Below are 26,565 nucleotides of genomic sequence, written 5' to 3'. Positions count from 1 at the left end.
TTTACCTGGCCTCACCGGCGAGCGCGCGGGCACGTTCGGTTTTGTCAGCGGCCTTCTTCCAGAGTCCGGAGACCACTTTATCCACCGAGAACTTGTTGCCGACGGCTGACGCGGCGCGCAAGTCAGGGTAAAGCGCCAGCGCGTCCGTGAGCGCAGGGACATCGGTGTCGAAGGCTGTCGTGTCGCCCGAACGGTTGAGGCGCAGCGTCCAGATGGTTCGCGCCCATGTGTAATCGGTCAGCGCCGCCGATAGCAGCGCGACGACACGCGCTTCGCCGGCATTTTCTGAAGCGCCGTAGCGATTGATAAACTGGTCGCCGCTGCGCCGCAAGTCGGCCAACACTCTGCCGTACTCGTTAAACTCTGTGCCCTGGCGCAACTGTTCGGCGATAGATTGAAAGGTCTTCAGCACCGGCGCGGCGCTGCGCGCAAAATCGCCGCTCGGCGGCGCGCTGACTGGCGCGGGGCGGCTGGCGCTGCCGCCGTCGCCGAACGACAGCGAGGCAATGCGGTCGAGCGAGATCGTAGATTCAAGGTTGTCGGCTTTAATCCGTATGCTGTAGGTCGTCAGGTCAACCAGCGTGCCGGTGATGCGGTCGTCATTCTTTGTAATGATGACCACCTGCGAGCCGACCACGCGCGGCGTGTTGGCGGCGGTATCCTCGCGCGTCGCCGCGGCCCGCGAGCGCGCCGCGGGGCGCGGTTTCTTGCGCTTCTGGCCCGCCGCCGCCGCGCCCATCAGTAAAGCAATGATGATTACTACACATGCTCTTCGCATGACCTGGCCTCCGTTCGAGTGGCGCAAGGCGGTTAGCTTGCGCAGCGACTCGCGCAAGCTAACCGCCTTGCGCCACACCCGACTGCTATGCGACTGGCGTTGAGGCGCGCTCTAGCATCGCGTCGCCGCTTTCGGCATAGACACCCTCCGCCGCCGATTCAGGTTGCGGCAAGCGATTGGCGCGGCTGTCGAGCGCTTTTTTCTCGGCCTGCTCGATCTCAGCCATCACGCGCTGCTCGGCTTCAGCAAGCACCTGTGTATTGCGCTCACGCATCGCTGGTGTGGGCCGCCGGCGCTCGCCGCTCGTGAGATCGATTGCCCCTTCGATTAAGTAATTCTCAAAAAGTCCTATCGGATCGCGCTTGCCCCACGACTCAAACAGTTGAGCATCGAAAGTCGCCCGCGCTTCGCGCTCGTCGTGCGTCGCATGACCACCCATGCGAAAGGTCTCAGCGATTAGCAAGTACGGGCCGCGCCCCTGGCGGCAGCCGTCGGCGGCCACCTTCACCGCCGCATAGGCGTCCAGCACGTTATTGCCATCGAAGGCGAAACCCTCGACGCCATAGGCCGCCGGCCAGTCGCGGAAATCGCCGCGGTGATGTTGATCGAGGCGTGTGCCGAGCGCCACCCGGTTATCTTGAATAATGACGATCAGCGGTAAACGCTGGACGGCAGCAAAGGTCATGCTCTCGTGGAAGACGCCGGCCTTGGTCGAGCCGTCGCCGATCCAGGTCAGGGCGACGCGCGGTTGGCGGCGCAGTCGGAATGCCAGCGCGAAGCCGTTCGTAACCGCCATCACATCCCCGACGTGGCTGATAGGTGTCAGCACACCGCGTTGAAAGTCGCCGATGTGCAGGTCGCGCCCACGCGTCGGAGAATCGGCAGTGCCGAGATAACCACGCAGCATATCCGCAAGGCCCATGCCCATCTCGTGACAAGCGCCGGCGTTGCGAATCATCGGCGCGACCAGGTCTGTCGGCAGCCCGTCATCGAAGGGCTCGCGGTTGAGCGCGTGGACAGGGCCGATGGTCGCCGCCTCTTCACCTGTCCCCAGCCAGGCTTTCGAGATGATGCCTTGCTTGACCCAGCGTTTGAGCGCGATGTCATGCAGGCGATTGCGCAGCAGCCCTTCATAGAGCGCGACGAGTTGAGCTGCCGCGAGCCGGCTAATGATGGCGCGGCGCTCGGCGTTCTCTTCTATAGTGCTGGCGAATTGCTCGGCCAGTTGCGGGTCGGCCTTCCAGTTAACGTATTCAGGCGGATCGAATGCGGGATAACGAATCATTCTGCGAGATGTCCGTTGTCCGTTGTCCTCTGACCCTGGCAGCCTTAGATAACTAACCTATGACCAATGGGGAGGGTCAGAGAGCAGCGAACAAATCTTTATTGAACGATACCAGTCTGAAGTCGCGGGTCAGCGAAACTGATTTCGACTTCGTCGCCCACGGCAAGCCCCAGCGCCTCTGCCGCGCCCGGTGAAATGGCGATGGCCAGTCCCGTGCTCTCCGGCGGCCCGTAATCAACGGCGCGAACGACCACCGCAACGCCGCTGGCCGGGTTTGTCACCAGCAGCTTCTTGTTCGCCCACCAGCGCTTGCCTTCCTCGTTGCTCTTGCCGAGGACGTGATAGTCCCAGCGCATCGCGCAGTAGAAGCCCTTGGGGTTGAGACTGCGGACGCGCTCGAAAGTGAAGTGCCTGCCCGTCGGCAGCCCCAGCTTGTCGTCGGGCTTGATGCCGCGATCCTTTGGCCCGCCAAAGACGCCGAGCCTGCCGCGCTGTGCCGGCAACAGGGAAGCATCAAGCGTCCCGCCGGCCGCCGCCGCCGCATCGGGCGCAGCCGCAGCCGGCGTGGAGGCAGGCTCGCTTGCCGCCTTTTCAGTTTTTGCTGCCTTAGCTTCTGATGCCGTAGCTTCGCTCGACTTTGAGGCCGGCGCGCTTTCCTTAGCCGCGTCAGACGCGGCGGCGCTTTCGTCCGGCTTTTTGCTTGTACGGCTTTCGGGCTTCTTATCCTCAGCGGGTTTTTCTGCTTTGGCCATGTGAGTCTCCGTTTGAAATGATGGCAAAACTCATTAATCAATTATACACGCGCCGCCCGGCTCGTCATGCGTCGCCAGCGGGTTGACCCAGGGTCTATTCATTCTCCGGACTTGAACCGCCAAGACGCCAAGGACGCCAAGAGAACACAGAGCTTTTCTTGGCGGTCTTGGCGTCTTGGCGGTTTATATCCCCATGGTTATTCGAGAATGAATAGGCCCTGCGGGTTGACCCACCAGCTCGCGCGCTCTCGCGAAAACCGCATCGAGCATCGGCTCGGTCAGCTTGCCGGTGAAAGTGTTCTGCTGGCTCGGATGGAACGAGGCGATCAATCGCTTGCCGCCTGCGAGCGCGACTTCGGCTCCATGCTTAAATTGCGGTCGCGGTTTTCGCCTTGCTGTATCATCGCTCGGTTCAAGGCCGATTGCCGCAATCGCCGCATCAAACGCAACGCGGCCCAGCGCCACGACGACACCCACCTTGCTCAACAGCTCAAGCTCGGCGAGCAAGTAAGGCCGGCAGTTGGCGATCTCTTCGGGCAGCGGCTTATTGGCCGGCGGCGCACAATGAATCACCGCCGTGATGTAACAATCACGCAGCTCAAGCCCATCGCCGCGATGCGTCGAAGTCGGTTGATTGGCGAAGCCTGCGCGGTACATCGCGCGGTACAGCCAATCGCCGCTGCGGTCGCCGGTAAAGACGCGCCCCGTGCGGTTGCCGCCATGCGCGGCGGGCGCAAGGCCGACGATCAGCAGCCGTGCATCGGCCTCGCCAAGACTCGGCACCGGGCGGCCCCAGTATTCTTCATGAGCAAAGCGCCTGACCTTCTCGCGCGCCACCTGCTCGCGCCAGGCGACCAGGCGCGGACAGCGCACACAACGGATGACCTCTTCTTGCAATGCGGCGAGCTGTGAATTGTCAGGGTCGCCTGTTTGAGTGTTCGCTGGTTCTCGCTTCATGTCCTTAGGAGTCGAGCGTTGACGCTCTTGAGCGCAAAGAATACCATAGCAGACTCGCCTGCCAAACGGCGACATCACACCACGGAGGGAGCGCGCGTGCCTTTCACGAAGATTGCCGAATCCCCGCTCGTTCCCGGCCAGAGGCCGGTGACGATTCATTACCGCGAAGCCGGCAGCGGCTACCCGCTCATCTTTCTTCATGGCGGCTGGGGCTACGAAGTCTATCCCTTCGATTCGCAGATTCAAGCCTTCGGCGACGCCTATCGCATCCTGATTCCCGACCGCAGCGGTTATGGCCAATCGCCGCGTCTTGCTGCCTTGCCAGTGGACTTTCATCGCCGCGCCGCCATCGAGATGACGCGCTGGCTCGACGCCCTGAATATCGAGCGGCCGGTCCTCTGGGGCCATAGCGACGGCGCGGTGATCGCGGCGTTGATGGGATTGCAGACGCCTGAGCGTGTAGCGGGTGTGATCCTCGAAGCGTTTCACCTGCTACGCGTCAAGCCGGGCTCGCGTCAGTTCTTTGAAACGATGGCGCGGAATCCCGAAGGCTTGGGCGAGCGCGTCACCGAGGCGCTGCGCCGCGATCATGGCACGGATTACTGGCGCGAGCTGATACTGATGAACGGCACGGCATGGCTGCGGCTTGCCGAGGAGAGTGGTGATGCGGCGCATGACCTTTATGACGGACGCCTGGGGGAATTGCGCGTGCCGACGTTGTTCATTCACGGCGACAGCGACCCGCGAACCGAGCCCGGCGAGTTGGAGACTGTGCGCCGTCAGCTACCCGGCGCGCAAATGGCCATCATCGGCAACGCCGGCCACTCGCCTCACAGTCAATCGTCCGCCGCTGCGGAAGTGAATCGCGTCGCCGGCGAATTTCTGCGAGCCGCCGCACATCGATGAGTCACGCCCGCTGGCGGTGCAGTGTCCTATCAACAACCGCCGTCATCGCTGCGGTATTGAGCTGGCCGCCGAGAAAGTCATTGATCGCTGTAATGGGTTGGGCGGGCGCTTCGAGCATCTGGTTATAGTTCACATAGATCACTTCGATGTTCGCCTGTCTGGCAAGCCATGCTTCGACCTCGGCCAGGTGCTTACGAAACATCTCTGCCATACGCTCGTCGCTGACGGTGTCGGTCGGTTCGCCGCGCCGGACAAGCATCTGCCGTTGAGAAGCGAGAATCTCCCGCATATGCCGGCGCATGAAAATGATCTTGTAGCGATGCTCACTCGGCAGGTGCTTGAGCAGCGCCGAGATGATCTTGACCGCTCGGCCCCCGGCGTCGCTCAACCAACTCTTATCCCTGGCCAGCTCTTTGACCTTTTCCAGCTCGAAATAGCCTTTGGGGTTATCCTCGTCAGCGGTGCGGATGGCGTCGGTCATTGCCGCGATGCCGCCGGCGACCAGCATGCTCATCATCATCGACGTGCCAGAGCGCGGCAGCCCTGAAACAATGATTACGGATTCGTTTTGAGTTGTCATAATCTAAAAAATTGAGCAGCAAGTTTTGCACTCACGGCGAGCGCCTGTCAATCGCCGGCGCTGAACCGCCTTGCGATGTGGGCGCTGGACGGGCCGAGGTTGTCCGCGTCATGCGGCGGCTGCTATAGTCATCCTTGAATGGACGGGAACCGTTATGAAAGCAATCAGCAAACTATCGCGTGAGCGCGCCGCGCTGGCGGTCATTGATATGCAGGAAGCCTTTCGCGCCGTCATCCCTGACTTCGCGGAAGTCGCCGCGCGCATCGGCAAAGCCGTTCAAGGTGCGCGCCTGCTCGAAGTCCCGGTCATCGTCACCGAGCAGTATCCGAAGGGGTTGAAGCACACGGCGGAAGAGATTCTTCCGCACCTTCCGGCGACCTCGCAGGCGATTGAAAAGCTCTGCTTCAGCAGTTGTGATGCCTCGTCGTTTCAGGGGCAGCTTGCCCAACAGCAAATCAAACAGGTCATCATCTGTGGCATCGAAGCGCACATCTGTGTCACCCAGACGGTGCTTGATCTGCTGACGAGCGATTACGAAGTCTTCCTGCTGGTTGATTGCATCACCTCGCGCAAGCGTGAAAGCAAAGAGGTTGCGTTGGCGCGTTTGACGCAAGCCGGGGCGATCCCTTCGAACCTTGAAATGACGCTTTTCGAGTTGATGCGCACCGCCGATTCGCCACAGTTCAAAGCCGTGCAGAGTCTGATTAAGTAGTGGTCAGGAGTCAGGAGTCAGAATGAACCGGAAAGCCAGCGCCGCGCGCCTCCGGATTCTATTCTGACTTCTGACTCCTGACTTCCTCATCACTTATGTCTTTTCTCAATCAACTCAACCCGGGGCAGCGCGAAGCGGTCGAAGCGGTTAACGGGCCGCTGCTGATTCTGGCCGGGGCCGGCTCCGGCAAAACCCGCGTCATCACCTATCGCATCGCTTACCTGATCGAAAGCGCCGGCGTGCAGCCCTGGCAAGTTCTCGCCGTGACCTTCACGAATAAAGCGGCGGGAGAAATGAAAGCGCGCGTCGAAACCATGCTGCCGCCGGGCAAGCGAACGTCGGCACCGCTGATTTCGACCTTCCATTCGCTGTGCGTTCGCATCCTCAGGCGCGACATCGAGCGTATGCAGGCGGGCTACACTCGCAACTTCACGATCTATGACACGGACGACCAGGCGCGCGTCGTGCGCGGCATCATGAAGGATTATGGGATTGACGACAAAACCGTGACGGCGCGCTCGGCGCTCTCAGCGGTTAGCTGGGCAAAGAACCGCGGGATTACGCCGGCGGCCTATGCGAACCAGGCTGAATTCGCTAATGACCGCACGGAGAAGATCGCGCAGATTTACAAAGTTTACGAGGCGCGCTTGCAGCAGTCGAATGCCCTGGACTTCGACGATCTGCTGATCAAGGCGGTCGTCCTGTTGCGACAGGTCGAGGAGGTGCGGGCGAATTATCACGAACGATACCGCCATGTCCTGATTGATGAGTTTCAGGATACCAACGGCATCCAGTACGAGCTGGCGCGCTTGATCGCCGTCGGCTCAACGAAACTCGAGCGCGCCAACTCGGGAGACGCCTTCTGGCAGAACCGCAGCCTCTGCGTGGTGGGAGACCTCGATCAGTCGATCTATGCCTTTCGCGGTTCAGATTACAATATCATTTTGAACTTTCAGCATGACTTCACCGGGACGAAGATCATCAAGCTGGAGCAGAACTATCGCTCGACGCAAACCATTCTCGAAGCCGCCAACAAAGTCATTGCCAAGAACACGCAGCGGCTGCCGAAGAACCTCTTCACAGAAGTCGGCGAGGGCGACAAGATTCGCTATTACCAGTCCTATGATGGCGACGGCGAGGCGTCGTTTGTCGCCGAAAAGATTCAAGAGCACCTGCGCCGCGAGCCGCAGACGCGCTGCGCCGTGCTCTACCGCACCAACTCGCAGTCGCGCCTGTTTGAAGAATCGCTGCGCCGTCGCGGCGTCGCTTATAACATCGTCGGCGGCTTTTCGTTCTACGAGCGCGCCGAAGTGAAAGACACCATCGCTTACCTGAAGCTGGCGTTGAACCCGACCGATGATGTCGCGCTGGGGCGGATCATCAACACGCCGCCGCGCGGCATCGGCAAAACGACTCTCGACACCCTCGCCCGGCAGCAGAAGGACCTCGACGTGTCGCTCTGGGAGACGATTGGCGTGGCGATAGAGAATCGCTCGCTTGGCCCGCGCGCCACCACGGCGCTCGAATCGTTCCGACAAGTCATCAATGCGCTTGGTGACAAGGTGGCGCGCAACGAGCCCGTGTCGGAGGTGGTCAAGGCGGCGACGCTCGACAGCGGCTACGTCAAGTGGTTACAGGAAGACAAGACCGAAGAATCCGAAACCCGCCTGTTCAACATTGAAGAACTGGTTACCGCCGCCGTCGAAGCCGAAGAGCATAAAGAAACGCTGCGCGACTTCATCGATCACGCCGCGCTCGTGAGTGACACTGACCAGTACAAAGCCGACGCGCGCGTCACCCTGATGACGATTCACGCGGCAAAGGGCCTGGAATTCCCTGTGGTCTTCATGGTCGGCCTGGAAGAGGGATTGTTCCCACACTCGCGCACCTTTCAGAGCGAGGAGGAAATGGAAGAGGAGCGACGGCTCGCTTATGTCGCCATCACGCGGGCGCAGCGTTACCTCTACATCACGCACGCCATGAAGCGGCGCACCTGGGGCGAAGAGCTGCCGGCAGAGCCTTCGCGCTTCTTAAACGAGATACCTTTGGAGTTGTTACAGGATATGTCGTTCGGGCCATCGTGGCTCGGCTTTGCGGCGCGGCCCGAAACGCAGCAGAATCGCCAGGCGGCTTCGGCCTTGCGCGGCGAATCGCAGCCGCCGGTTAAGAAGACGTCGAATTACACGGGTAAGACTTATAACTCTGCCGACAGCGTGCGCGATTTCTTCAAGCGCCGAACCGACGAAACGGCAGGCGAGAGCCGAGGGCAGGGAACCGGGCCGAGTGGAACAGGCAGCCGCCAACAGACAAAAGGGACGACATCTGAAGGCCAGTTCCGCGTCGGCGCACGCGTCAAGCATGCGAAGTACGGGACGGGCGTCGTGCTGCGTTCGGAAGGCGCGGGCGATGACGCCAAGCTGACCGTGAGCTTTCCGGGCTACGGACTGAAAAAGTTCGTAGCCCGGTTCGCCGCCCTCGAAAAGCTTTGATTTCCTGAACCGGCCTTTCGCTACTTCGCGAACTCAACGGCCACCGCGTCGCCGGCGAAACGTGCTTGATTGCCCGGCAACGGCTTGTAGTAAACGTAAGCCACGTGCATCACCTTCCCGCAACCGACACTGCCTTCAAAGCTCGGGTCCTGGCTGTAGTACTGAAGCTTCTGTATATCGGTCACGTCGAAGCGCAGCAGGCTGTCGGCGGTGTTGAGCAGAATTCGCATCTTTCCGTTCGCGCATTCAACCTGTGTCAGCACGCCGCGCACGACCTTCGTGCCTTCGATGGTGAGCGTCGGGCGTCCGGTAACTTGTTGCGGCGGGCGCGGCGCCGTTTCGCTCGTCTCACTTGCGGGAGCGGGCGCGGGCGATTCGATTCGTCTTTCCGTGATGTGCGGTTCGCGGCGCGGTTGCATTTGATAGTCGATGTATTGCATCAGCGATTGGGCAGAGGTTTTCAACCCCGGCTCGCTATCGTCGGCCAGCAACGGCGCGAGCGTCTTTTTCGCCGCCGCAAAGTCATTCATGCGCATCTGTATCTGCGCCAGCCCGAGCCAGTAATGTTTGTTCTGCGGCGCTAATCGCAGAGCGGTCTGCATGGCCGTCAATCCCTCTTTCAAGTCGCCGTTTGCCGCCTGGATGACGAAGGCGAGCAAGTAATAAGAGTCGGCGAACTGTGGGCGCAGCTTGATTGCGGTGCGCAGCTCATTCATCATCGTCGTCGCGGTGTCAGCGCCAATGGCTCCTCGCGTTTCGTGCTGCAAGGCTTCGGCGTAGTAGTAATGAGCAAAGAAGTTTTTCGAGTCGCGCGTCGCCGCCTGCTTAAAGTAATCCATGGCTTTGTCGAAATGGTTGCGGCGCATCTCGACAAATCCCATCCCTTCATAAGGCCGCGCCAGGTTCGGGTCGAGCGCGATGGCTTGCTTGAAGTAGGGCTCCGCCTCGTCGAGGCGGTGGGTACGCATCAACAGGTTGCCGAGATAAAACTGCACTTCGGCGTCGCTGAGCGGGCGCGCCGCGATCTCTTTTTCGCCCTCGACCGCATTCAGCGTGTAAACCATGCCGGGATAGCTGTCGTTGCCGATGTAACGGCGCAACTCCTTTTCCATCGTTGCCGTGTCGGTCTGGAACGCCTGTTTGAATGCCGGCTCGGCCTCCATGCCCTGGCTGATGAGCCGCACGAAATTAATCAGCTGCTCCCGCCGCGCCGCATGGTTGCCGTACATCAAATAATGCATGAGCGCCCATGACTCGGCGTAAAAGATGCTTTGCTTGTTACGCTCGTTATAGGTCGGCGAATCGTGGGCGACGGTGAAAAGCTCCGACAGCGGAATAAACTTGTTCTCGCGCAGCAGCCTGACGTGGTTCGAGATCGGCATGCCAAGCGTCACGTCTTTCTTCTTCACGTCAAAAGTCGAATAAAGCTCGGCCAGCCCTTCTTTCAACCAGATCGGCCACTGGCGTGGCGTGTAGCTGTTGAGCAGGTGCGTGTATTCGTGAAAGATGGCCGCCAGCGGATGCTCTTCGCCGTAATCGCTGGCGGTCAGTGCGATGAGGTTTTCGTCCGGGCTCGGCTGGAAGTAGCCGGCGATGTTCGAGGGCTTGCCGTTGTAAAGCGGCTTGAACGGCTTGAAAGACGCATCGCTCTTGAAGACGATCACGGTGACCGGCAGGAAGCTGTCGGTGTTGATGCCGAATAACTTGGTGAAGATAAAATGGAACTGCTCGATCTTCAGCGCGATCTGGCGGGTGTCATCTTCGCTGGCGTTGCTGACCACGTTGAGGTTCTTCGTCGTCAGTTGAATCCATTTGTCTTTGGCCAACGCCGGCGAGGCGTTCAAAAGAATGAAGGCAGCAAGCGCGATAAGCGCAACTCTGATACGTTTCGACTTCATATTCTACTCCAGGACAAACAAAGAGGGTTTAAGAGATCATCTTAACGGCGCTACTCGAATGCGGTGTCGCCAGGGTTTATGCGAAATTAAATTGTCTCGTAGTCGCGCCGGCAAAGTCAACGGGGAACATTTCATTGACCGGCGACCGGCCCGGCGTTAGCTTAATCTTATGAAAGCAACCGATGCCGCTTACGACGGCAAGCTGGTGATAGACAACCGCGATGTGGCCGGCGTGCTGGAGCGCATTGCCGACCTGCTGGAGTTCAAGGACGAGAATCCTTTCAAGCTGCGTTCGTACCGCGTCGCCGCCGAGAGCATCGCTGAGATGCAACAGCCGGTCGCCGAAATTGCGGCGCGCGGCGCGGCGGCCTTGCAGGAGCTTCCCGGCATCGGCAAATCGCTCAGCACGCAAATCATCGAAATCATCGAGACCGGCACCTCGTCGTTTTTCGAGGGGCTGAAGGAAGAGATTCCCGAATCGGTGCTGGAGCTGCGCCGCGTTTCCGGCATCGGCCTGAAGACTTCGCAGTTGCTCTATCAGGATTTCGGCATCAAGAGTCTGGACGAGTTGAAAGCATTTGCCGACGGCGGCGGCCTCGAATCGGTTCCCGGTCTCGGCGACAAGACGGTCAAGCGGATTCAGGCATCGCTAGCGCGGCTTGAAAGCGAGCGCGGCAAAATACGCTTGAATGAGGCGACAGAGCTTGCCGGAGCCATCCTTGAGCAATTGCGGAACGTCAACGGCGGGAGCCCGTCACGCGTGGAAGTCGTCGGCCAGATCCGCCGCGGCTGCGAAATGGTGGATCACGTCGAAATCCTTGCCACCAGCGAAGCCAGGGGAGTGTCGCAGGCGTTCGGCAAGCTGTCGCAGTTCACAGAGATCAAGGCGCAACGCACCGACCGTGTCGAGGCGGTGACGAAGAAGGGTGTCGCCGTCACCTTGCATCTGGCTTCGGAAGCCAATTTCGCGGCAGCGATGGTACGCACGACCGGTTCAGTCGAACACCTGCGCGATCTCGAAGCCGAAGCCCAGGCGCGCGGCTACAGCTTCAAAGGGTTTCGACTGGCTGGGGCTGCGGCTTCCGGCGGGCGCAGGCGCAAAACGAAAGACGCGGACAGTCAGAACCCATTAGCACCTCATAACGAAGAAGAATTCTATAGCGCCCTCGGGCTTGAGATGATCGCGCCGGAGCTTCGCGAAGGGCTCGGCGAGGTCGCCGCCGCGCGCGACCATCGTTTGCCTGAGCTGATCGGGATCGAAGACATGCGCGGTGACTTTCACATGCACACAACGTGGTCGGATGGGCAGAATTCGATCCGCGAGATGGTCGAAGCGGCGCGCCGGCGTGGTTACCAGTACATCGCCATTACAGACCACACCCAATCAACCACAATCGCTAATGGAAACACGCCCGCCGAGCTGTTGAAAGAGATCGAAGAGATTGATGCGGCGGCGCGCGAGTATGACGACATTCGCGTCCTGAAAGGCGCAGAGGTGGACATTCTTTCAGACGGCTCGCTCGACATGCCGTTCGAGGTGCTGGATCGGCTCGACTGGATCGTCATATCGATCCACGCCGGATTTCAGCAGACCAAAGAGCAGATCACCGAGCGCGTCGTCCGCGCCATGGAGACAGGCTATCCGAACGTCTTCGCGCACCCGACAGGGCGCATACTCGGCGAGCGGCCCGGCTATGAGATTGACCTGGAGCAAGTGTTCGCCGCCGCCAAGAAACACAACGTCAGGCTAGAGCTGAATTCCAGCCCTTACCGTCTGGACTTGAACAGCTACTGGCTCCGCGTCGCGCGGCAGGCCGGCGTCGGTTTCGTTATCAGCACCGACGCGCACCAGACGCGCGGCTTTGAGGCGATGCGCTACGGCATCGCCACGGCGCGGCGTGCCTGGCTGACGAAAGACGATGTGTTGAACACCTTGCCTCTGTCAAAGCTGCTCGCCGAGTTAGAGCGCAAGAAGCGCGCACGGAAAAACTAAACCTCGGTGTTTGGCGGGTAGGCGAAGCCGCAGGCGGCGATCTGCCAGGTTTCTCCGGTGCGAAGCAATTCCAGATTGATGATGTAATTCGGTTCGAGCTGCGCCGCGACGTCGGCGGGGAAGAGAATCGGCCAGACACGCATTTCCGTGAGCATGTCTTCCGCTTCGACCCGGCAACCTTCGACCCGCAGGATGCGAAAGTAGCCTTCCAGACAACCGCTTTCCCCCGGCTCATCCAGGTCATATTGGCTATGACCGCCGGCTTCAAACGAGGTGAGAAATTCCGGAAAGCCAAACGCGCCGCGACGGTCGGCCAATCGCTCAGACAAGCGTGAGCTGATTGCCAGTGCCCTTGGCACTCGCTCGCGCAACTCCTCAATGATTGCCCGACAGTCGTCCGGCGAATGGAGCCCGACCCTCGCCGCCCAAGCGGTAAAGGCCGCCAGTGTGTTCGCCAGCGCGGCGACCTCAGTCACATCGGACATCTCTGAAGCGTCGCGCGAGCGCCGTGCAGGGATGCTGGCGTGGTCGATGAACCAGCGTCCGAGAAAATCCCGCACCCGCGCCGGGGTGAGCTCTGCAAGCGACAGCCGAGGCCCGGCGTACTCGACCAGCCATGAAAGCGAAAGCGCGCGCGATTCGTCGCACTCCTGCGAAACCGAATCGTCACGCGCCATTGCTTCAAGCCATTGCGCGGTTGCTTCTGCGAGCGTCATCGCTTCTTCGTCGCGGCCTTCTTTGCGCCCTTGCTCGCACTCTTCTTGGCGGCGCGGGCAGAGGTTTTCTTGACGCTGCCGGCGCGGCCTTTTACTGAAGCGGTCTTCCTGGCGGCCTCGCGTGCCGGCGCCCTGGAAGATGATTTTTTGGCAGCGGCTTTCTTGCTTGTGACTTGCTTGGCAGCGGGTTTACTTTCCGCTTTCGTCGCCGGCCGCTTGCCGGCCGAGGTTTTGCGTGAGCGAGCCTTGGGTTTCGATTCGGTTGCAATCGCGCTGCCGTTGCCGTCGAACAAATCCCAGAGCCGCTGGTCGTCTTCAAGGTCGTCGAATTCTTCCGAAGGCTCCTTGTAATGAATCAGCAGGGCATAGAGGTGCTCAAGCGAGAATTGCCGCTTGCCCGTCAGCCGTCGGATGACCGATTCGAGCCGGCGCGGATTCTCTTCGGCGACCCGCTCGAAGGCAACGATAGGCAGGTCAGGGTCTTTGATGTAGCGCCACAACAACTCCTGCCAGTCGGGCACGGTCTTGTCGGGTTTGGGCGTTGCAAAGATGCGGCGGAAACGGGCGTAATCCGGGAGCAGGACGATGCCGTCGAACTCATCGCAAAGTATGGTCACGTCGCCGGCATCGGCGAGAACATCGGGCAGCGGCGGCATCTCCGGCATCCGCAACTCGCGGCCAAACTCCTCTTTGAACCGTTCGGCGGCGGTCTTGCCGCTTTCCGGGTCACGCCGCTCGGCGAAGATATATTGCTGGAATTTCTGAAGCGTCGGCTGCAAATCTCTTGAGGGAACGGTCATTTCTTCGCAGCCGAACAACTCGCAGAACGCGCTGCATTGCTCGCGTTGAGCGTTCTCGAAAGCCTCAGGTGAATCGAGCACTTCGAGGGCGTGGCGCACTTCGAGCGCCTCCATCGCCGCTTCACGGTCGGGAAGAATGAACTGCACGCCTGAAAAGATGAACTGTTCGCCGAGCGGCAACAGTCGTGCGGCAATGAACTGGCCGCGCTTGAAGGGCGTCTCTTTGAGCGGTGTCATTGTAATCACGGCCACATCGTCGCCGCTGTCCAGCTCAGTCAAGCGTAGCGCGTTCTTGCTCAACCCGCGAATCTCAAAGACGCTGTTGAGTGAATCCGTCCAGTCGGCGAGAACGTCTTGATCCTGCGGGCCGAGATCATCACGGGCGTCGAGGAAGCGATGAATGACGCCTTCGCCGTTCTCGTCAAACCAGTCGTAAAGGAACCAGTCGCGCATGGTTTCCGAGTCGCGCTCATCAACATCGGCAGACAGCTCAAACAGCAGCTTGTACTGGTGCTCATACTCGTCTTTGAGCGGCCCGCGTGTGGCGAAGTCGAGTAGCTCGTGCTTGAGTTGTTCGGCGCGCTTTAGCGCCGTTTGATCAGCAACGGTCGGCGAAGCGGATGACATAACGCCCTCCCTTGTTCATTGTCAACGAAGCCCACAGCCTTATTCTGTAAGTCAGAATTTTATGCCCCGGCTTCGAGATGCGTCAATGAGTGCAGACAACAGAAGGCAGGAGGCAGAAGGCAGGAGGCAGGAGGCAGGAAGCAGGAAGCAGGAGACAGTCAGGAAAAAGGCAGCAAGTGTTTAGCGATGACTCACGCTTGCTGCCTTTGAATATCGCCAGCCGGTTTTTACTGCTTCCTGCCTCCTGCCTCCTGCCTCCTGCTTCCTACCTCCTGCTGTCTGCCTACTGCCTACTGATTAGGTTGATGGCTTCGCGGGCGACTTCACTTAGGTAGGGATCGCTGGAATGGGCGGCGCGTTCGAGTGCAGGCCGCGCCGATGGCTCACCGATGCGGCCAAGCGCGGTCGCCGCCTGACGGCGGGCCTCGTGGTCATCGTCTTTGGCTAGCGCCCGGACGAGAGCAGGGACGGCTGACGCGGCGGCCCGTCCGTTTACGCCGAGCGCCGCGGCGGCGTGGGCGCGCACAAATGGCGACTTGTCGTTGAGCGCACGGGTAAGCGGCTCGATGGCCGAGGCGTCGGGCGTGTTCGATAGCGCCACCGCCGCCGCACCGCGCACTTCCATGTCTTTATCGCGCAGCCCGACGATCAGCGCCGCCGTCGCATCGCTTCCGCCGACCTGACCGAGCGCGTAGGCCGCCGTCTTACGCACGAAGGCCCGTTTGTCTTGTGTGAGATAAATCGCAATGACCGGGGCAAGCGTGGGATCGTTGAGATTGCCAAGCCCGGCCAGCGCCGCCGCGCGCACGCGCTCTGCCGAATCCTTTAGCGCCGCACGCAACGCGGTGAGGGTTGCCGGGTCGCGCATCGCGCCGAGCATCAAGACGGCGTTGCGGCGCTCTTCTTCGTCTGCGGATTGCAAGCTCGTGGTGTACCCGGCAATCTCTGCGCGCCTCGCCTCGCCCAGTTGTTGCGCCGCCTGTGGGTTTGAAGTCGAAGAGGATTGCGAGAATGCCAAAGCGCCCGCTTGCTGGGGGCAAGTGGCGGTCAGCAAGACGAAGATTATGACGATGCCGATGAGCGAGGAACGATGCCGCAACGGATGCTTTCCTCCGGTGGCGGGCTAGTTGGGTTTGCGCGCCGTGGCGATTATGAGGGCGCGGTGATCGGCTTTACGCCGGACGCGATCCCATTCGGAAACCACACGAGCGCGCCGGTTCTCCAGGGCATCGGCCAGCATGTTCATCAGCTCGTCGTCGAACAGGTCGGGCTTGCCTGCCTGCTCGCGCAAAGACTCCATGATGTTGATGTAGTCGAGGACTTCGGAGATTTCCGTATCGGTGAGTGTTTCGGCTTTGCGCTTGAGTACCTGGCGATTGGTGATCCGATCTCCCATCGTGCACCCCCTTCCGGCGACGGCGGGAGACCGCGGCGGTCAGCCCGCTTCGGGATTCTCTTCAGTTGGTCGTGGTCCATAGCCCACGAGATTTCTCATATCGCGTTTTCGGCCTACCTTGATGATCTGGGCTGTGCAGATCATAGCCCATGCCCCTCGTCAAATCAAGCATTTCGGTTGACACGCGTCGCCAACGGCCCATAGAATTTTTAATCACGACCAGCTTGCGAAGGAGCATAGCTTGCAAACCAGAGACGATCTTTCAGATGACCTGGCGGCGCATTTCCGAGCCCGCGTCGCCGCTGAGCCGGAGCTCAAACCCTACCCGCTGCCACGCCGCATCGTAGCAGTCATCGCCGCCTGGCTCGTGCCGGGCGCGGGCCACCTGTTATTGGGAAAAGTCGGGCGCGCGGCGCTCTTTTTCGTCACCATCGTCGGAGCCTTTGCGCTGGGGCTGGCGCTGCACGGGCGCTTGTTCTGGCCTGGGCCTGCCGATTCGCCCGATGCCTGGGTCCGCTTCGACCTCATCAGCGTACTCTGGTTTTTCTCACAGGTCGGCGCCGGCCTGTGTTACATCGTGCCCTACGCCATCGGCGTGGGGACGAACCCGCAGCCGTGGGCCTCGACCTACGAATATGGCAACGCCTTCATGTTCCTGGCCGGCTTGTTGAACTATCTGGTTGTCCACGATGCCTTCGACATCGGGGCGGGGAGGAAGCGCTAATGCACGTGCTGATGATGATCCTTTATGCGGCCATCGCGGCGACGGTGCTGGCGACGATTGACCCGCGCACAGAGACGACCGCGTTGCGCCTGCGCCACGGCCTCAAGATGTTCGGCGCCTTCTTAGGCATTGGCCTGCTGCTATCGTGGGTTTTGTTTCCGATCCCCTGGTAAAACGAATTCTGTAACCTTCATCGCTTTGGCCCTTGAAGACCGCTGCCATGCCGGCGCGCCAGCGAGACCTCATGAAAGTTGCCTTCATCATCTTCGACCGCATGACGGCGCTCGACTTTGTCGGCGTCTACGACGCGCTGACACGGCTGCGGACGATGGGTTTCATGGCCGACTTTGAATGGGACGTGTGCGCGCCGACAGCCGAAGTTATTGACGGCAGCGGCCTGAAGATTGCCGCGTCGCGTGTCGGCGGCACGCTCGCCGAATATGACTGGGTGATTGTTCCCGGAGGCTTTGGCTCACGGAAGCTCGTAAGGGACGCGGCCTTCATGGCCTGGCTGCAAACCGCCGAAGGATGCCGGTTGAAAGCCTCTGTATGCACAGGCTCCGTACTGCTCGGCGCGGCAGGCTTTTTGAAGGGCAAGCGGGCGACGACCCACCCGACCGCCTTCGCCGAGCTAGGCCCTTACTGCGAACGTGTGGTTGACGAGCGCATCGTTGATGAAGGCGATGTGATTACGGCGCGCGGCGTTACCTCGGCCATTGATCTCGGCCTTTACCTCTGCGAAAAAGTCGCGGGGCGCGAGGTGCGCGAACAGGTCGCGGCGCAGATGGATTATCCTTACTATCCGCAGCCTGCGCGCTGAAGAAATCTCAGCCGGTGGCTCTGTGAAGCCTTTAAGCGGGCCACTAACAGGCATCTTTCTACAAACAGAAGGCTTGCGACTTTTGATAATTCGTCATAGTCTTCGTTGTGCAACTCGAAAGGAATCACCCCATCATCGGTGCGGAGGAGAGCCATGATTGGCAAGGTTATCGGCAATTATAAAATCGTTGAAAAGATCGGTGAAGGCGGCATGGGCGCGGTCTACCGCGGGCTGGACACCATGCTTGAGCGCGAAGTCGCCATCAAAATGCTCAAGCCTGAGCTTGCCAGCCAGCCCGAAGTGCTGGAACGCTTTCGCAGTGAAGCGGTAACGCTCGCGCGGCTCAACCACCCGAACATCGCCACGCTCTACAGCTTCATGCGCGACGGCGAGGATTACTTCATGGTGATGGAGTTCGTGCGCGGCCAGACGATTGACGAATTGATTCGCCGCTTCGGCGCCATGCTGGTTGAGCGCGCCGTCCCGCTGTTCTGCCAGGCGCTCGATGGGATCGATCACGCCCACCGCATGGGCATCATCCACCGCGACATCAAACCGGCGAATGTCATGCTCACCGACAGCGGCTCGATCAAGGTCATGGATTTCGGCATCGCCCGCGTCCTCGGCAGCGCCCGCATGACCCGTCAGGGCAACATCGTCGGCACCATCGAGTATATGTCACCCGAAGCCGTGCGCGGCTTAGAGGTGGACGCGCGCTCGGACGTCTATTCGCTCGGCATCCTCCTCTATGAGATGGTGACCGGGCGCGTGCCGTTCGACAGCACCAGCGAATTCGAGATGATGAAGATGCAGGTTGAGCAAGCGCCACAGCCACCGCGCACCTTCACCGCCAGCATCCCGCTTGAGATCGAGCAGGCGATTATGCGCTCGCTGGCCAAAAAGCCGGCTGCGCGATTTCAGACGGCAGGCGAGCTCCGCGCCATGCTGTTAGGCGCGCTCGGCAAGGCGACCAGCGGATTGCCCCTGCACACGACCAACTATGCCGCCCCGGCAACGCGGGCGATTGAGGTGCCATCGGACGCCGACACTCAGCGGTTTGTTTCTGAAAGCGAAGCCGGGCGCAGCGCCACACGCGTCGCCGGCAGCCCAGGGGATGCCGCTTCCGCGTTTGAAACGCAGAATCAAGAAACGCAAATGGTCGCCTCGCCACCAAGACCTGCGCCATCGGGCGACACGGCATCGGCATCCGGCTCGGCGCCTACGATAATTGTGAATCGCGCGACGGGTGAGGCCGCCTCGCCGCCGCCTCCGGCGCCGACCATTATCGCCAACAAGTTTACCGGCGAAACGCCTCAGCCGCCTCCTGCGCCGACCGTCATTGCCAGTAAGTTTACGGGCGAGACGGTGCAGCCGCCGATGGCGAACACACAGGTCTATCAAGCGGCGTCACCGCCGCCTGAAGTTGTCGCGCCAGCGGCAGCGCCCGCTAAGGGAAGGTTGAACTGGAAGCACTACACGGCGGCGGCGGCCCTGCTGGTCGTGTTGATCGGCGTGCCACTTGCTGTCGTCATGTCGCGCTCGCCGAAGCCCGCGCCTGCTCCTTCATCCGAGGAGCAGGCCGCGCCTGAAAATACGAGCCCGCCGATTGCGCCCGTCGAAGGGACCGCGCCATCTACGAATGCGAATGCCAATGAAGCGGTGACGCCCGCCGTCGGCAGCCTGACCGACGCGGCCAACAGCAACGGCAACGCCAACGCTTCAAGGTCGGCGCGGACGAAAGCCAAAGGCAATGAGAACAGCAATGCGCCGGCGACTGCGGAGACACCCGCTGAACCTGAGCAGAAGCCTGCCCAGGCCGAGCCGCCGCCGCAAACGCCTGCACCGGCTCCCGAGGCTAAACCGGCCCCACCTCAGGAAGGTGACAAGAGTGCCGCCAAGCCGGAAGAGAAGAAGAAGAAAGGGGGCATCGGCGGTTTCATCAAGAAGATATTTGGTGGCAACGACGACAAAAAGAAAGAGGAGAACAAGAATAAAAAGCCCTAGCTTATGGGGTGTGGGGCGGTTTGAGTTTGATCAAAGCTCTCGCTAGTTGGTATCTACAGTTCGACCACTTCTTTGTAGGTCGGCACAACCGCATTCCAGCCTAAGTCCTTTTCGATCTTGTCACGCAGAGCGTTTGCCGAATCCACTTCGCCATGAATGATGTAGGTGGTTCGCGGCGGACGCTTGAAGCCGCCGAGCCAGCGCATCAATTCGGCAGCGTCGGCGTGCGCTGAAAGGCTGCCAATGCTCTCGATGCGGGCGCGCACCGGCACAAACTCCCCATGAATCTTGATCTCAGGCTCGCCGTCCTGTAAGCGCCGTCCTCGCGTTCCCGCCGCTTGATAGCCGACGAAGATAACGGTGGTCGCCGGGTCGGGCAAGAACTTTTCGAGGTGATGAAGAACGCGCCCGCCTGTCGCCATGCCTGAGGCCGAAATAATGATCGCCGCGCCTTGTTCCTGATCCAGCGCCTTCGAGCCGCCGCGGCCCTGCACCAGAGAGAAGTTGCGCGTCGCCAGCGGATTGCGTTTCAAATTCTCGACGCGCTGCATATCGAAATCGTGATCTTCCTTATGCCTGAGGTAGAGCCGCGTCGCCGCGGCGCCCATCGGCGAATCCACATGGACAGGCAGGACGGGAATGCGGCCTTCGTCTTCAAGCTCGCGCAGGTAGTAAACCAGAAGCTGGGTGCGGCCGACAGCAAATGCCGGGATGATGATTTTGCCGCCGCGCTCGGCAGCCGCGTTGATGATGGCGGCCAACTGCTCTTTGGGGTCTTGATGATCGTGCAGGCGGTTTCCATAGGTTGATTCAACCAGCAGGTAATCGGCCTCGTCGGCAGCCGAAGGGTCGTTGAGAATCGGCTCATCATAGCGCCCCACGTCGCCTGAGAAGATAATCGTGAACGGGTCGCGGTCGGGCTCGCTGACGGTGAACTTGATGAAGCTTGAACCGAGAATATGGCCGACCGAGAAGAAACGCGCCGACAAGAACTTGCTCAGATGTACCTCTTGCCCATAAGCCACCGGGCGCACCTGTTTGAGCGCCGCGAGTGCGTCCTGTTCGGTGTAGAGCGGCAGCGCCGGCTCATGCTTCGAGTAGCCGCGGCGGTTGGCGAACTCGGCGTCTTCTTCTTGAAGCCTCCCGGAGTCAGGCAACATGATCTTGAGCAGGTCGGCAGTTCCCGTGGTCGCATAGACCGGCCCGGTGAATCCGTCTTTCACCAGTCGCGGCAGATACCCTGTGTGATCGATGTGGGCGTGCGTCAGCAAGGCCCATCCAATCGAAGCCGGGTTCACCGGCAGCCGCTCCCAGTTGCGCTGCCGCAGTTCCTTAAAGCCCTGGAACAGGCCGCAGTCAATGATTGCCCGGCTGCCGCCGACTTCAAGCAGATATTTCGATCCGGTCACGGTTTGAGTTGCGCCAAGGAATTGCAGTGTCGCCATAGTAATTCCACACTAGCAAACCGCGAGCGCAACGGGCAAGCGTCCGCCCCGATTGCCATGCCCTGAAGAAAGTGCTTGACAAGCGACGGCGTGGTTGGTAACTTAACAGCGTTAAGTTGCGTGACGGTGTAATTCGACAAGGCTGCTTATGGGGCTGAAGGCGAGAAGAGAGCGAGAGCGCGAGGCGCTGCGGCAGGTCATCATGGACGCGGCGCGCGAGCTGTTCGTCGAGGAGGGCTTCGAAAACGTTTCGATGCGCCGCATCGCCGAAAAGATCGAGTACTCGCCGACGACTATCTATCTCTACTTCGATGATAAGCTCTCGCTGCTCTACGCCATCTGCCAGGAGACCTTCGCCAAGCTCACCAAACGGATGGAAGGACATAGCCGCGAATCTGCGGACCCGGTCGAAACGCTCAGGAAAGGCTGCCGCGCCTATATCGAGTTTGGCCTCAAGCACCCGAACCATTACAAGCTGACCTTTATTACGCTGCCGCAACATCCGAAGGGGCCGGGCTGGAAGCTGGAAGAGTCTATGGGCATGAAAGCCTATGGCCATTTGCGCGCGGCGGTCGAAGCCTGCATTGAGCAAAAAGTGTTTCGCGCCACCGATGTTGACGCGGTCAGCCAGATGTTCTGGGCCGCCGGCCACGGCGTAACCTCGCTGCTTATCACCAATAAGCACTTCCCCTTCGTCGCCAAGAACCAGTTGATCGATCTGACGCTGGACACGCTGATCGAGGGGTTGAAGCAGTGACGAAATTTTTTTGGAACTTTGGTTAACACTGTAAACGTACTGACTGGTGTTAACGGAGCAAATGCCGTTAAGCCTAAACGGCGACAGGGTTTTTGAAACGCATCGTCTTCTTCCTTGCGGGTAAGGGAAGAGCTTCACCGCCCGGCGCGGCCCTGATGGGCTTCGCCGGGGCGCGTGAGGTGGAAGGCGGCGAGGCCCGCGAAACAAAGGGCGGGTAACAGGAATGGTCGCGGCAGCGGCGCAAGCGTGCTGCTGCCCGGCCCTGGCATCGGTTCGCGAAATTCGGCACGAATACAAGATAAATTGAAAGGAGCTCGATATGACTAAGAAATTTCAAATGATGGTTCTCGCACTGGCAATGGCGTTGGGCATGGCAATGGCGGTGAGCGCCCAGGACGGCGGCGAAAAGATTACGATCAAGCGTGACACGCGGCTCGGCTCGGAAGTTCTGCCGAAGGGCGAGTACAATCTGCGCTTCGTGGATGGCGATAAAGGCGAAGTCGTCTTTGTGCAGGGCAAACGCGAAGTGTTGAAGGCGACCTACACCGTGGCCCGCCTCGACCGCGAAGCCGCCAACAGCGCCGTCGTTTCGGCGCTCGGCAACGATGGCGCGTTCCTGCTCAAGCGCGTCGAGCTCAAGGGCAAGAATACCGCCTACGTCTTCGAGAACACGGTCGCCAAGCTGATCGCCAAGTAAGCGTTCAAAACGGCACAGCTCAAACGACGACGCACGACGACAAGAGGCGCAACGGCATTCGGCAGTCACCTGCCAATCTGGTCAGAAGATCGCTGCCCAATGCCATTGCGCCTCTTTCTTCACCCAATCAGCAGTCGGCTTGACGTGCTTCGCGTCACTGATTCAACCTTGCAGTGAATGGCGGAACATCACGCAACCAGCCCGGCGGAAAAAGATGCGAACAACAGGCCGGCGTCCTGGCGCGAACGGCTGAGCCTTCTGCGCGGCTCGCCCCGCGACCTTCTGCGCTTGCTTGCTTACACCAGGCCGTACCGCCTGCGCCTGGCCATCGCCCTGTTGAGCTTGTTCATCGCCAGCGGCCTCGGACTCGCATTCCCTCAAGTCGTCCGCCACCTGATTGACGCCGCCTTTGTCGAACACGACTCGGCACGGCTCAACGCGCTGGCGCTCACCCTCGTCGGCTTGTTCACCGCTCAGGCGGCCTTCAGCTTTTTGCGCTCATATCTGCTAGCCTACACCGGCGAGCGCATTGTCGCAGACGTACGGATTCAACTCTACAACCATCTAACTGGCCTGCCGGTCGCTTTCTATGCCAGCCGCCGCGTCGGCGAATTAACCTCGCGCATTGCTTCGGATACAAGCGTCATTCAGACAGTGACAACCGGCAGCATTACAGAGTTGCTGCGGAGTGCCGTGGTGCTGGTCGGCGGCGTGACGATCATCGCCATAACGAATCTGCGATTGACCCTGCTGATGCTGGCCATTGTTCCCGTCGTGATTATCACGGCGCACTTCTATGGTCGCTACGTTCGCCGCCTGAGCACACGGGTTCAAGATCGTCTGGCCGAAGCAAACGCCGTGGTTGATGAAACGCTTTCGGCGATCCGTATTGTGCAATCGTTCGTGCGCGAAAGTTATGAGCGCAGTCGCTATGCCTCGCGCATCCGCGAGTCGCTCGATCTGGCTATCAAGCGGGCCGTCGCCGGTGGCGGGTTCATTGCCTTCATCATCTTGATTGTTTATAGCAGCATCGCCGCGATTCTGTGGTTTGGCAGTCGCATGGTGCTACGCGGCGAGATGAGTGCGGGCGAGTTGATCGCTTTTGTGCTTTACACGTTTGTTGTCGCCAGCTCGATTGGCGGCATGACTGAGCTATTCGGTCAGTTCAATAGTGCCATCGGCGCGACCCGGCGCGTTTTCGAGCTGCTCGATACAGCGCCAGAGATTCGCGACCCGGAATCGCCCGACGCATTCTCTGAGGTGCGCGGCGCTGTGCAACTTCGCGACTTGCACTTTATCTACCCGGACGAGCGCGCTACGGAAGTTATAAAAGGCGTGAGCATCGCGGCTGCGCCCGGCGAGATTATCGCCCTGGTCGGGCCGAGCGGCGCGGGCAAGACGACGCTGGTGTCGCTCATCCCGCGCTTTTTTGACGTGACGGCGGGCGCGATCTTCATCGATGACCATGACATCAGGAATGTGCGGCTCCATGATCTCCGTGCCGTCATCGGACTTGTGCCACAAGAAACGATTCTCTTCGGCGGCTCGATCCGCGAGAACATCGCTTACGGCAAGCTCGATGCCAGTAGCGCAGAGATCGAAGCCGCTGCCCGCGCCGCGCACGCGCATGAGTTCATCTCCGAGTTTCCCGACGCTTACGACACTGTCGTCGGTGAGCGCGGCGTTAAATTGTCAGGAGGGCAGCGGCAGCGCGTCGCCATCGCGCGGGCTCTTCTAAAGAACCCGGCCATCCTGATTCTCGACGAAGCGACCAGCTCACTCGACTCCGAGTCGGAGCGGTTGGTTCAGGAGGCGCTCGACGTTCTGATGCAGGGCCGCACAACTTTTGTGATCGCGCACCGCCTCTCAACCGTTCGGCGCGCTGACTGCATTGTCGTCCTTGATGATGGGATCATTACCGAGCAGGGAACTCACGAAGAGTTGCTGGCGAGGGGGGGACTCTACAGGCAGCTTTACGATCTGCAATTCCGCGATGAGGCGAAACCGCTGCGTCGCTCGAATGCGGAGCAATGAGCTTCTGCGCTCCGAAAATAATCACACTTACGAAGTCGCTTTGCCGAGGGCATAGATCGGCATAGTCGGTTGCGGGGAACCGCCCTGCGGCTCAAGCGTAATCGCGGCGGCCTGAATCTGGCTGACGTTGGCTGGAACATCAACAATGGCGAACCCGTGGCCGCGGGTGTCGGGCTCGATTAAGCCGGCGCTGATCTTCGCGTCCGGCGTCACCACCCAGAGCTGATAAACTTTGCCTGCGGGCACAGGGGGCAGATTGGCGGTGACGACCCAGCGGCTCTTCTGATGATCCCAGTAGACGCTGCCCGACGCCGAAGGCGCGGCTTCAAGTCCTGTCATGGCAATCACAGTCCGTTGCGGCGCGGCAAGCACCGTATTGATCTCTTCTAACTCGCGGGCACGGGCTTTCTCGTCGCTGAGCTGTTCGCGCAGCTCGGCCAGTTGTTGCCGGGCCTCTGTACTTTGACCGGCAACCGCCTGCAACTGCCGGTGTTCCAGCCGCCAACTGAAAAGCGTATAGGCAAAAACGATCAGCAAGCCGGCCGCCGCCGCCCAGGGAAGCCAGGTGCCGAGCGACGAGCGTTGCGCAACAGGCGGCACCGTCGGCGTCGCTTTATCCGGAAAGTGATAGACCTGTGCGGCATCCGGGGCGGTGGGAATTGTTAAGCTGACTTCTTTTTCAATTCTCGCGTTGAGCAGGTCGCGCAGATAATGCGGCGGCGGAATGGCCGGAGACCCTGCGCTTAAGGCGTCAACGACACCGGTAAATCCGTTCAGTTCTTGCTGGCAAATCTCGCACCCCTGGCGCAGATGGACTTCAAAAGCACGCGCCTCATGTTGACTCAAAGCGCCGAGCGCGTACAATGCAGCCGTTTCCTGACTTTCTTCTGTCGGAACGTCGTGCCTCAATTGTTGAATTCCTTCCTGCCTGCTCCGCTCACCTTGATTCGAGAATCCGATACTCTTTTGGCGCTACCAGCAGAAACGTTGTGCCGGTTTCTGTATAGGTCGTTTCGTGAACACTGCCGTCCATGGCGCGGTGGTAATCCCCTGGCCCTAACCGCTCGCCATGCACGTGACAATCACCCTCGATGATCAAGAACTGTTCGACGCCGAGGTGCTGATGCGGCGGCAACGCCGTCCCCGGCCCCATGCGTACCAACGAAGTCATCTGTCCACTGGTTTCGTCAATGAAAAGCGGCTTGAAGAGAATCCCCTCGTCCCACTTCTGCCAGCCGCCATCATCGGCGAACAGCGACACAAACGTTTCGGCTTCGGCGAGTGCCGGCGCTGCGGTCGCTCGCCCCCCGGTGTTCCGGGCTTCATCGTCCGCCGTCGCGCCGCTAATACTTTTCAGCAGCCGTTCGCGCACCGCCGGCGACGGCGCGGCGTCGGGCAATGCGGCAGCCAGCGCTTCGACGGTCAGTTGATACTGACCGAGCTCGCTCTGGCAGATGGCACAGCCGTCGTCGAGATGATTCTCGAACGCCCGTGCTTCGATTTGCGTAAGCGCGCCGAGCGCGTAGAGCGCCGTGCGCTCGACGACCTCATCGGTTAATGCTGCGTGTTTCACACCTGACCTCCGAGAATCGGTCTGAGCATATCGCGCAGCTTAATCATGCCGAGCCGCGTGCGCGTCTTTACGGTGCCGAGCGGCTGGCCAAGTTTTAGGGCGATCTCGCTGTGGCTCAAGCCTGAATAATATGCTAACTCAATCACCTCGCGCTGTTCCGGCGACAGCGTTTGCAAAGCGTTGCGCACTAGCCGCTGCCGTTCGGAATAAAGCGAGGCTTCTTCCGGACTGACGCCGCCGGCGCTGACTTCGCCAATCGCGTCGAGCGGCTCTTTTCTCTGCTGATCCTGCCGGCCGGCGCGCAAGCGGTCAATCGCCCGGCTGCGCGCGATGGTCATGATCCAGGCGAGCGGCACGCCTCGACTCGTATCATAGGCCGCCGCCTGCCGCCAGACCTGCGTATACACGTCCAGCAAAACCTCTTCGGCGGTCGCGCGATCCCCAATAACGCGGATGATCAGCCCGAACACCAGCCGATTCGTCGCGTCGTAGAGAGCCGTCAGGGCGGACTGCTCACCGCCAGCGACTCTCCGGATGAACGCCACTAAATCCTGATTTCGATGACCGACCTCAACAGAATCTTGGGGGGACCCCAATGTTATCTCCCTCGCCGTCATTCTAC

26 protein-coding genes are annotated in these 26,565 nt (G+C 60.4%); 12 read left to right on the top strand and 14 right to left on the bottom strand.

Annotated features, from left to right (window positions below; genetic code table 11):
• Window position 1: 1 nt before the first annotated feature.
• The 4 genes from VJ464_29960 to VJ464_29945 form a co-directional block, all read right to left on the bottom strand.
• Complete coding sequence (locus VJ464_29960) at window positions 2–778, bottom strand: hypothetical protein (GenBank protein HKQ09386.1); 777 nt, start codon at window positions 776–778, stop codon at window positions 2–4.
• Window positions 779–863: 85 nt separating this feature from the next.
• Window positions 864–2,063, bottom strand: a complete 1,200-nt coding sequence (locus VJ464_29955; GenBank protein ID HKQ09385.1) for a thiamine pyrophosphate-dependent dehydrogenase E1 component subunit alpha — start codon at window positions 2,061–2,063, stop codon at window positions 864–866.
• A gap of 98 nt (window positions 2,064–2,161) precedes the next feature.
• Window positions 2,162–2,815, bottom strand: coding sequence for a hypothetical protein (locus VJ464_29950; GenBank protein HKQ09384.1), 654 nt, complete (start codon window positions 2,813–2,815; stop codon window positions 2,162–2,164).
• A 183-nt stretch (window positions 2,816–2,998) separates the two neighbouring features.
• Window positions 2,999–3,772, bottom strand: coding sequence for a uracil-DNA glycosylase (locus tag VJ464_29945; protein ID HKQ09383.1), 774 nt, complete (start codon window positions 3,770–3,772; stop codon window positions 2,999–3,001).
• A gap of 96 nt (window positions 3,773–3,868) precedes the next feature.
• Here VJ464_29945 and VJ464_29940 point away from each other — a divergent pair, with 96 nt between their 5' ends.
• Window positions 3,869–4,678, top strand: a complete 810-nt coding sequence (locus tag VJ464_29940) for an alpha/beta hydrolase (GenBank protein ID HKQ09382.1) — start codon at window positions 3,869–3,871, stop codon at window positions 4,676–4,678.
• 1 nt (window position 4,679) lies between these two features.
• On the opposite strand, the gene VJ464_29935 is transcribed toward VJ464_29940, so the two are convergent.
• Window positions 4,680–5,258 carry a sulfotransferase gene (locus tag VJ464_29935; GenBank protein HKQ09381.1) on the bottom strand — a complete coding sequence of 193 codons (579 nt, stop codon included), beginning with the start codon at window positions 5,256–5,258 and terminating at the stop codon, window positions 4,680–4,682.
• A 154-nt stretch (window positions 5,259–5,412) separates the two neighbouring features.
• On the opposite strand from VJ464_29935, the gene VJ464_29930 reads away from it, so the two are divergent.
• Window positions 5,413–5,970 carry a hydrolase gene (locus tag VJ464_29930; protein ID HKQ09380.1) on the top strand — a complete coding sequence of 186 codons (558 nt, stop codon included), beginning with the start codon at window positions 5,413–5,415 and terminating at the stop codon, window positions 5,968–5,970.
• 95 nt (window positions 5,971–6,065) lie between these two features.
• Window positions 6,066–8,459, top strand: a complete 2,394-nt coding sequence (locus tag VJ464_29925; protein ID HKQ09379.1) for a UvrD-helicase domain-containing protein — start codon at window positions 6,066–6,068, stop codon at window positions 8,457–8,459.
• 20 nt (window positions 8,460–8,479) lie between these two features.
• Here the strand turns inward: VJ464_29925 and VJ464_29920 are convergent, their stop codons facing one another.
• Window positions 8,480–10,357 carry a tetratricopeptide repeat protein gene (locus tag VJ464_29920; GenBank protein ID HKQ09378.1) on the bottom strand — a complete coding sequence of 626 codons (1,878 nt, stop codon included), beginning with the start codon at window positions 10,355–10,357 and terminating at the stop codon, window positions 8,480–8,482.
• 169 nt (window positions 10,358–10,526) lie between these two features.
• On the opposite strand from VJ464_29920, the gene polX reads away from it, so the two are divergent.
• Complete coding sequence (polX, locus tag VJ464_29915; protein HKQ09377.1) at window positions 10,527–12,350, top strand: DNA polymerase/3'-5' exonuclease PolX; 1,824 nt, start codon at window positions 10,527–10,529, stop codon at window positions 12,348–12,350.
• Here polX and VJ464_29910 read toward each other — a convergent pair.
• From VJ464_29910 to VJ464_29895, 4 genes are all read right to left on the bottom strand, one after another.
• Window positions 12,347–13,066 carry a hypothetical protein gene (locus VJ464_29910; protein ID HKQ09376.1) on the bottom strand — a complete coding sequence of 240 codons (720 nt, stop codon included), beginning with the start codon at window positions 13,064–13,066 and terminating at the stop codon, window positions 12,347–12,349. The genes polX and VJ464_29910 overlap by 4 nt on opposite strands.
• On the bottom strand, window positions 13,063–14,493 hold the full coding sequence (locus VJ464_29905) for a hypothetical protein (protein HKQ09375.1): 1,431 nt from the start codon (window positions 14,491–14,493) through the stop codon (window positions 13,063–13,065). The genes VJ464_29910 and VJ464_29905 overlap by 4 nt, the downstream gene beginning before the upstream one ends.
• 283 nt (window positions 14,494–14,776) lie before the next feature.
• Window positions 14,777–15,592 (bottom strand): HEAT repeat domain-containing protein, encoded by an 816-nt coding sequence (locus tag VJ464_29900; GenBank protein HKQ09374.1) that lies wholly within the window; start codon window positions 15,590–15,592, stop codon window positions 14,777–14,779.
• 24 nt (window positions 15,593–15,616) lie between these two features.
• Window positions 15,617–15,889: a hypothetical protein gene (locus VJ464_29895; protein HKQ09373.1), complete on the bottom strand. Its 273-nt coding sequence runs from the start codon at window positions 15,887–15,889 to the stop codon at window positions 15,617–15,619.
• 241 nt (window positions 15,890–16,130) lie between these two features.
• On the opposite strand from VJ464_29895, the gene VJ464_29890 reads away from it, so the two are divergent.
• From VJ464_29890 to VJ464_29875, 4 genes are all read left to right on the top strand, one after another.
• Window positions 16,131–16,613: a DUF6677 family protein gene (locus tag VJ464_29890; GenBank protein HKQ09372.1), complete on the top strand. Its 483-nt coding sequence runs from the start codon at window positions 16,131–16,133 to the stop codon at window positions 16,611–16,613.
• Window positions 16,613–16,786, top strand: coding sequence for a hypothetical protein (locus tag VJ464_29885; protein HKQ09371.1), 174 nt, complete (start codon window positions 16,613–16,615; stop codon window positions 16,784–16,786). The genes VJ464_29890 and VJ464_29885 overlap by 1 nt, the downstream gene beginning before the upstream one ends.
• A 71-nt stretch (window positions 16,787–16,857) precedes the next feature.
• Window positions 16,858–17,433, top strand: coding sequence for a DJ-1/PfpI family protein (locus VJ464_29880; protein ID HKQ09370.1), 576 nt, complete (start codon window positions 16,858–16,860; stop codon window positions 17,431–17,433).
• 153 nt (window positions 17,434–17,586) lie between these two features.
• Window positions 17,587–19,437 carry a serine/threonine-protein kinase gene (locus tag VJ464_29875; protein ID HKQ09369.1) on the top strand — a complete coding sequence of 617 codons (1,851 nt, stop codon included), beginning with the start codon at window positions 17,587–17,589 and terminating at the stop codon, window positions 19,435–19,437.
• 53 nt (window positions 19,438–19,490) lie between these two features.
• Here the strand turns inward: VJ464_29875 and VJ464_29870 are convergent, their stop codons facing one another.
• Window positions 19,491–20,882 (bottom strand): MBL fold metallo-hydrolase, encoded by a 1,392-nt coding sequence (locus VJ464_29870; protein HKQ09368.1) that lies wholly within the window; start codon window positions 20,880–20,882, stop codon window positions 19,491–19,493.
• Window positions 20,883–21,030: 148 nt separating this feature from the next.
• Here VJ464_29870 and VJ464_29865 point away from each other — a divergent pair, with 148 nt between their 5' ends.
• From VJ464_29865 to VJ464_29850, 4 genes are all read left to right on the top strand, one after another.
• Window positions 21,031–21,639, top strand: coding sequence for a TetR/AcrR family transcriptional regulator (locus tag VJ464_29865; GenBank protein ID HKQ09367.1), 609 nt, complete (start codon window positions 21,031–21,033; stop codon window positions 21,637–21,639).
• A gap of 92 nt (window positions 21,640–21,731) precedes the next feature.
• Window positions 21,732–21,857: a hypothetical protein gene (locus VJ464_29860; GenBank protein HKQ09366.1), complete on the top strand. Its 126-nt coding sequence runs from the start codon at window positions 21,732–21,734 to the stop codon at window positions 21,855–21,857.
• Window positions 21,858–21,958: 101 nt separating this feature from the next.
• On the top strand, window positions 21,959–22,336 hold the full coding sequence (locus tag VJ464_29855) for a hypothetical protein (protein ID HKQ09365.1): 378 nt from the start codon (window positions 21,959–21,961) through the stop codon (window positions 22,334–22,336).
• Between the two features lie 177 nt (window positions 22,337–22,513).
• Complete coding sequence (locus VJ464_29850; GenBank protein HKQ09364.1) at window positions 22,514–24,370, top strand: ABC transporter transmembrane domain-containing protein; 1,857 nt, start codon at window positions 22,514–22,516, stop codon at window positions 24,368–24,370.
• A 27-nt stretch (window positions 24,371–24,397) separates the two neighbouring features.
• Here the strand turns inward: VJ464_29850 and VJ464_29845 are convergent, their stop codons facing one another.
• The 3 genes from VJ464_29845 to VJ464_29835 are packed head-to-tail and all read right to left on the bottom strand — an operon-like array spanning window position 24,398 to window position 26,488.
• Window positions 24,398–25,279 carry an anti-sigma factor gene (locus VJ464_29845; GenBank protein HKQ09363.1) on the bottom strand — a complete coding sequence of 294 codons (882 nt, stop codon included), beginning with the start codon at window positions 25,277–25,279 and terminating at the stop codon, window positions 24,398–24,400.
• 28 nt (window positions 25,280–25,307) lie between these two features.
• Window positions 25,308–25,943: a cupin domain-containing protein gene (locus tag VJ464_29840; protein ID HKQ09362.1), complete on the bottom strand. Its 636-nt coding sequence runs from the start codon at window positions 25,941–25,943 to the stop codon at window positions 25,308–25,310.
• Window positions 25,940–26,488 (bottom strand): sigma-70 family RNA polymerase sigma factor, encoded by a 549-nt coding sequence (locus VJ464_29835; protein HKQ09361.1) that lies wholly within the window; start codon window positions 26,486–26,488, stop codon window positions 25,940–25,942. The genes VJ464_29840 and VJ464_29835 overlap by 4 nt, the downstream gene beginning before the upstream one ends.
• Window positions 26,489–26,565 lie beyond the last annotated feature (77 nt).

It is taken from the genome of Blastocatellia bacterium, assembly GCA_035275065.1.
Taxonomy (GTDB): domain Bacteria; phylum Acidobacteriota; class Blastocatellia; order UBA7656; family UBA7656; genus DATENM01.
The sequence above is the reverse complement of the archived record's forward strand: the minus strand, read 5'-3'. Positions and strand labels throughout refer to the sequence as shown.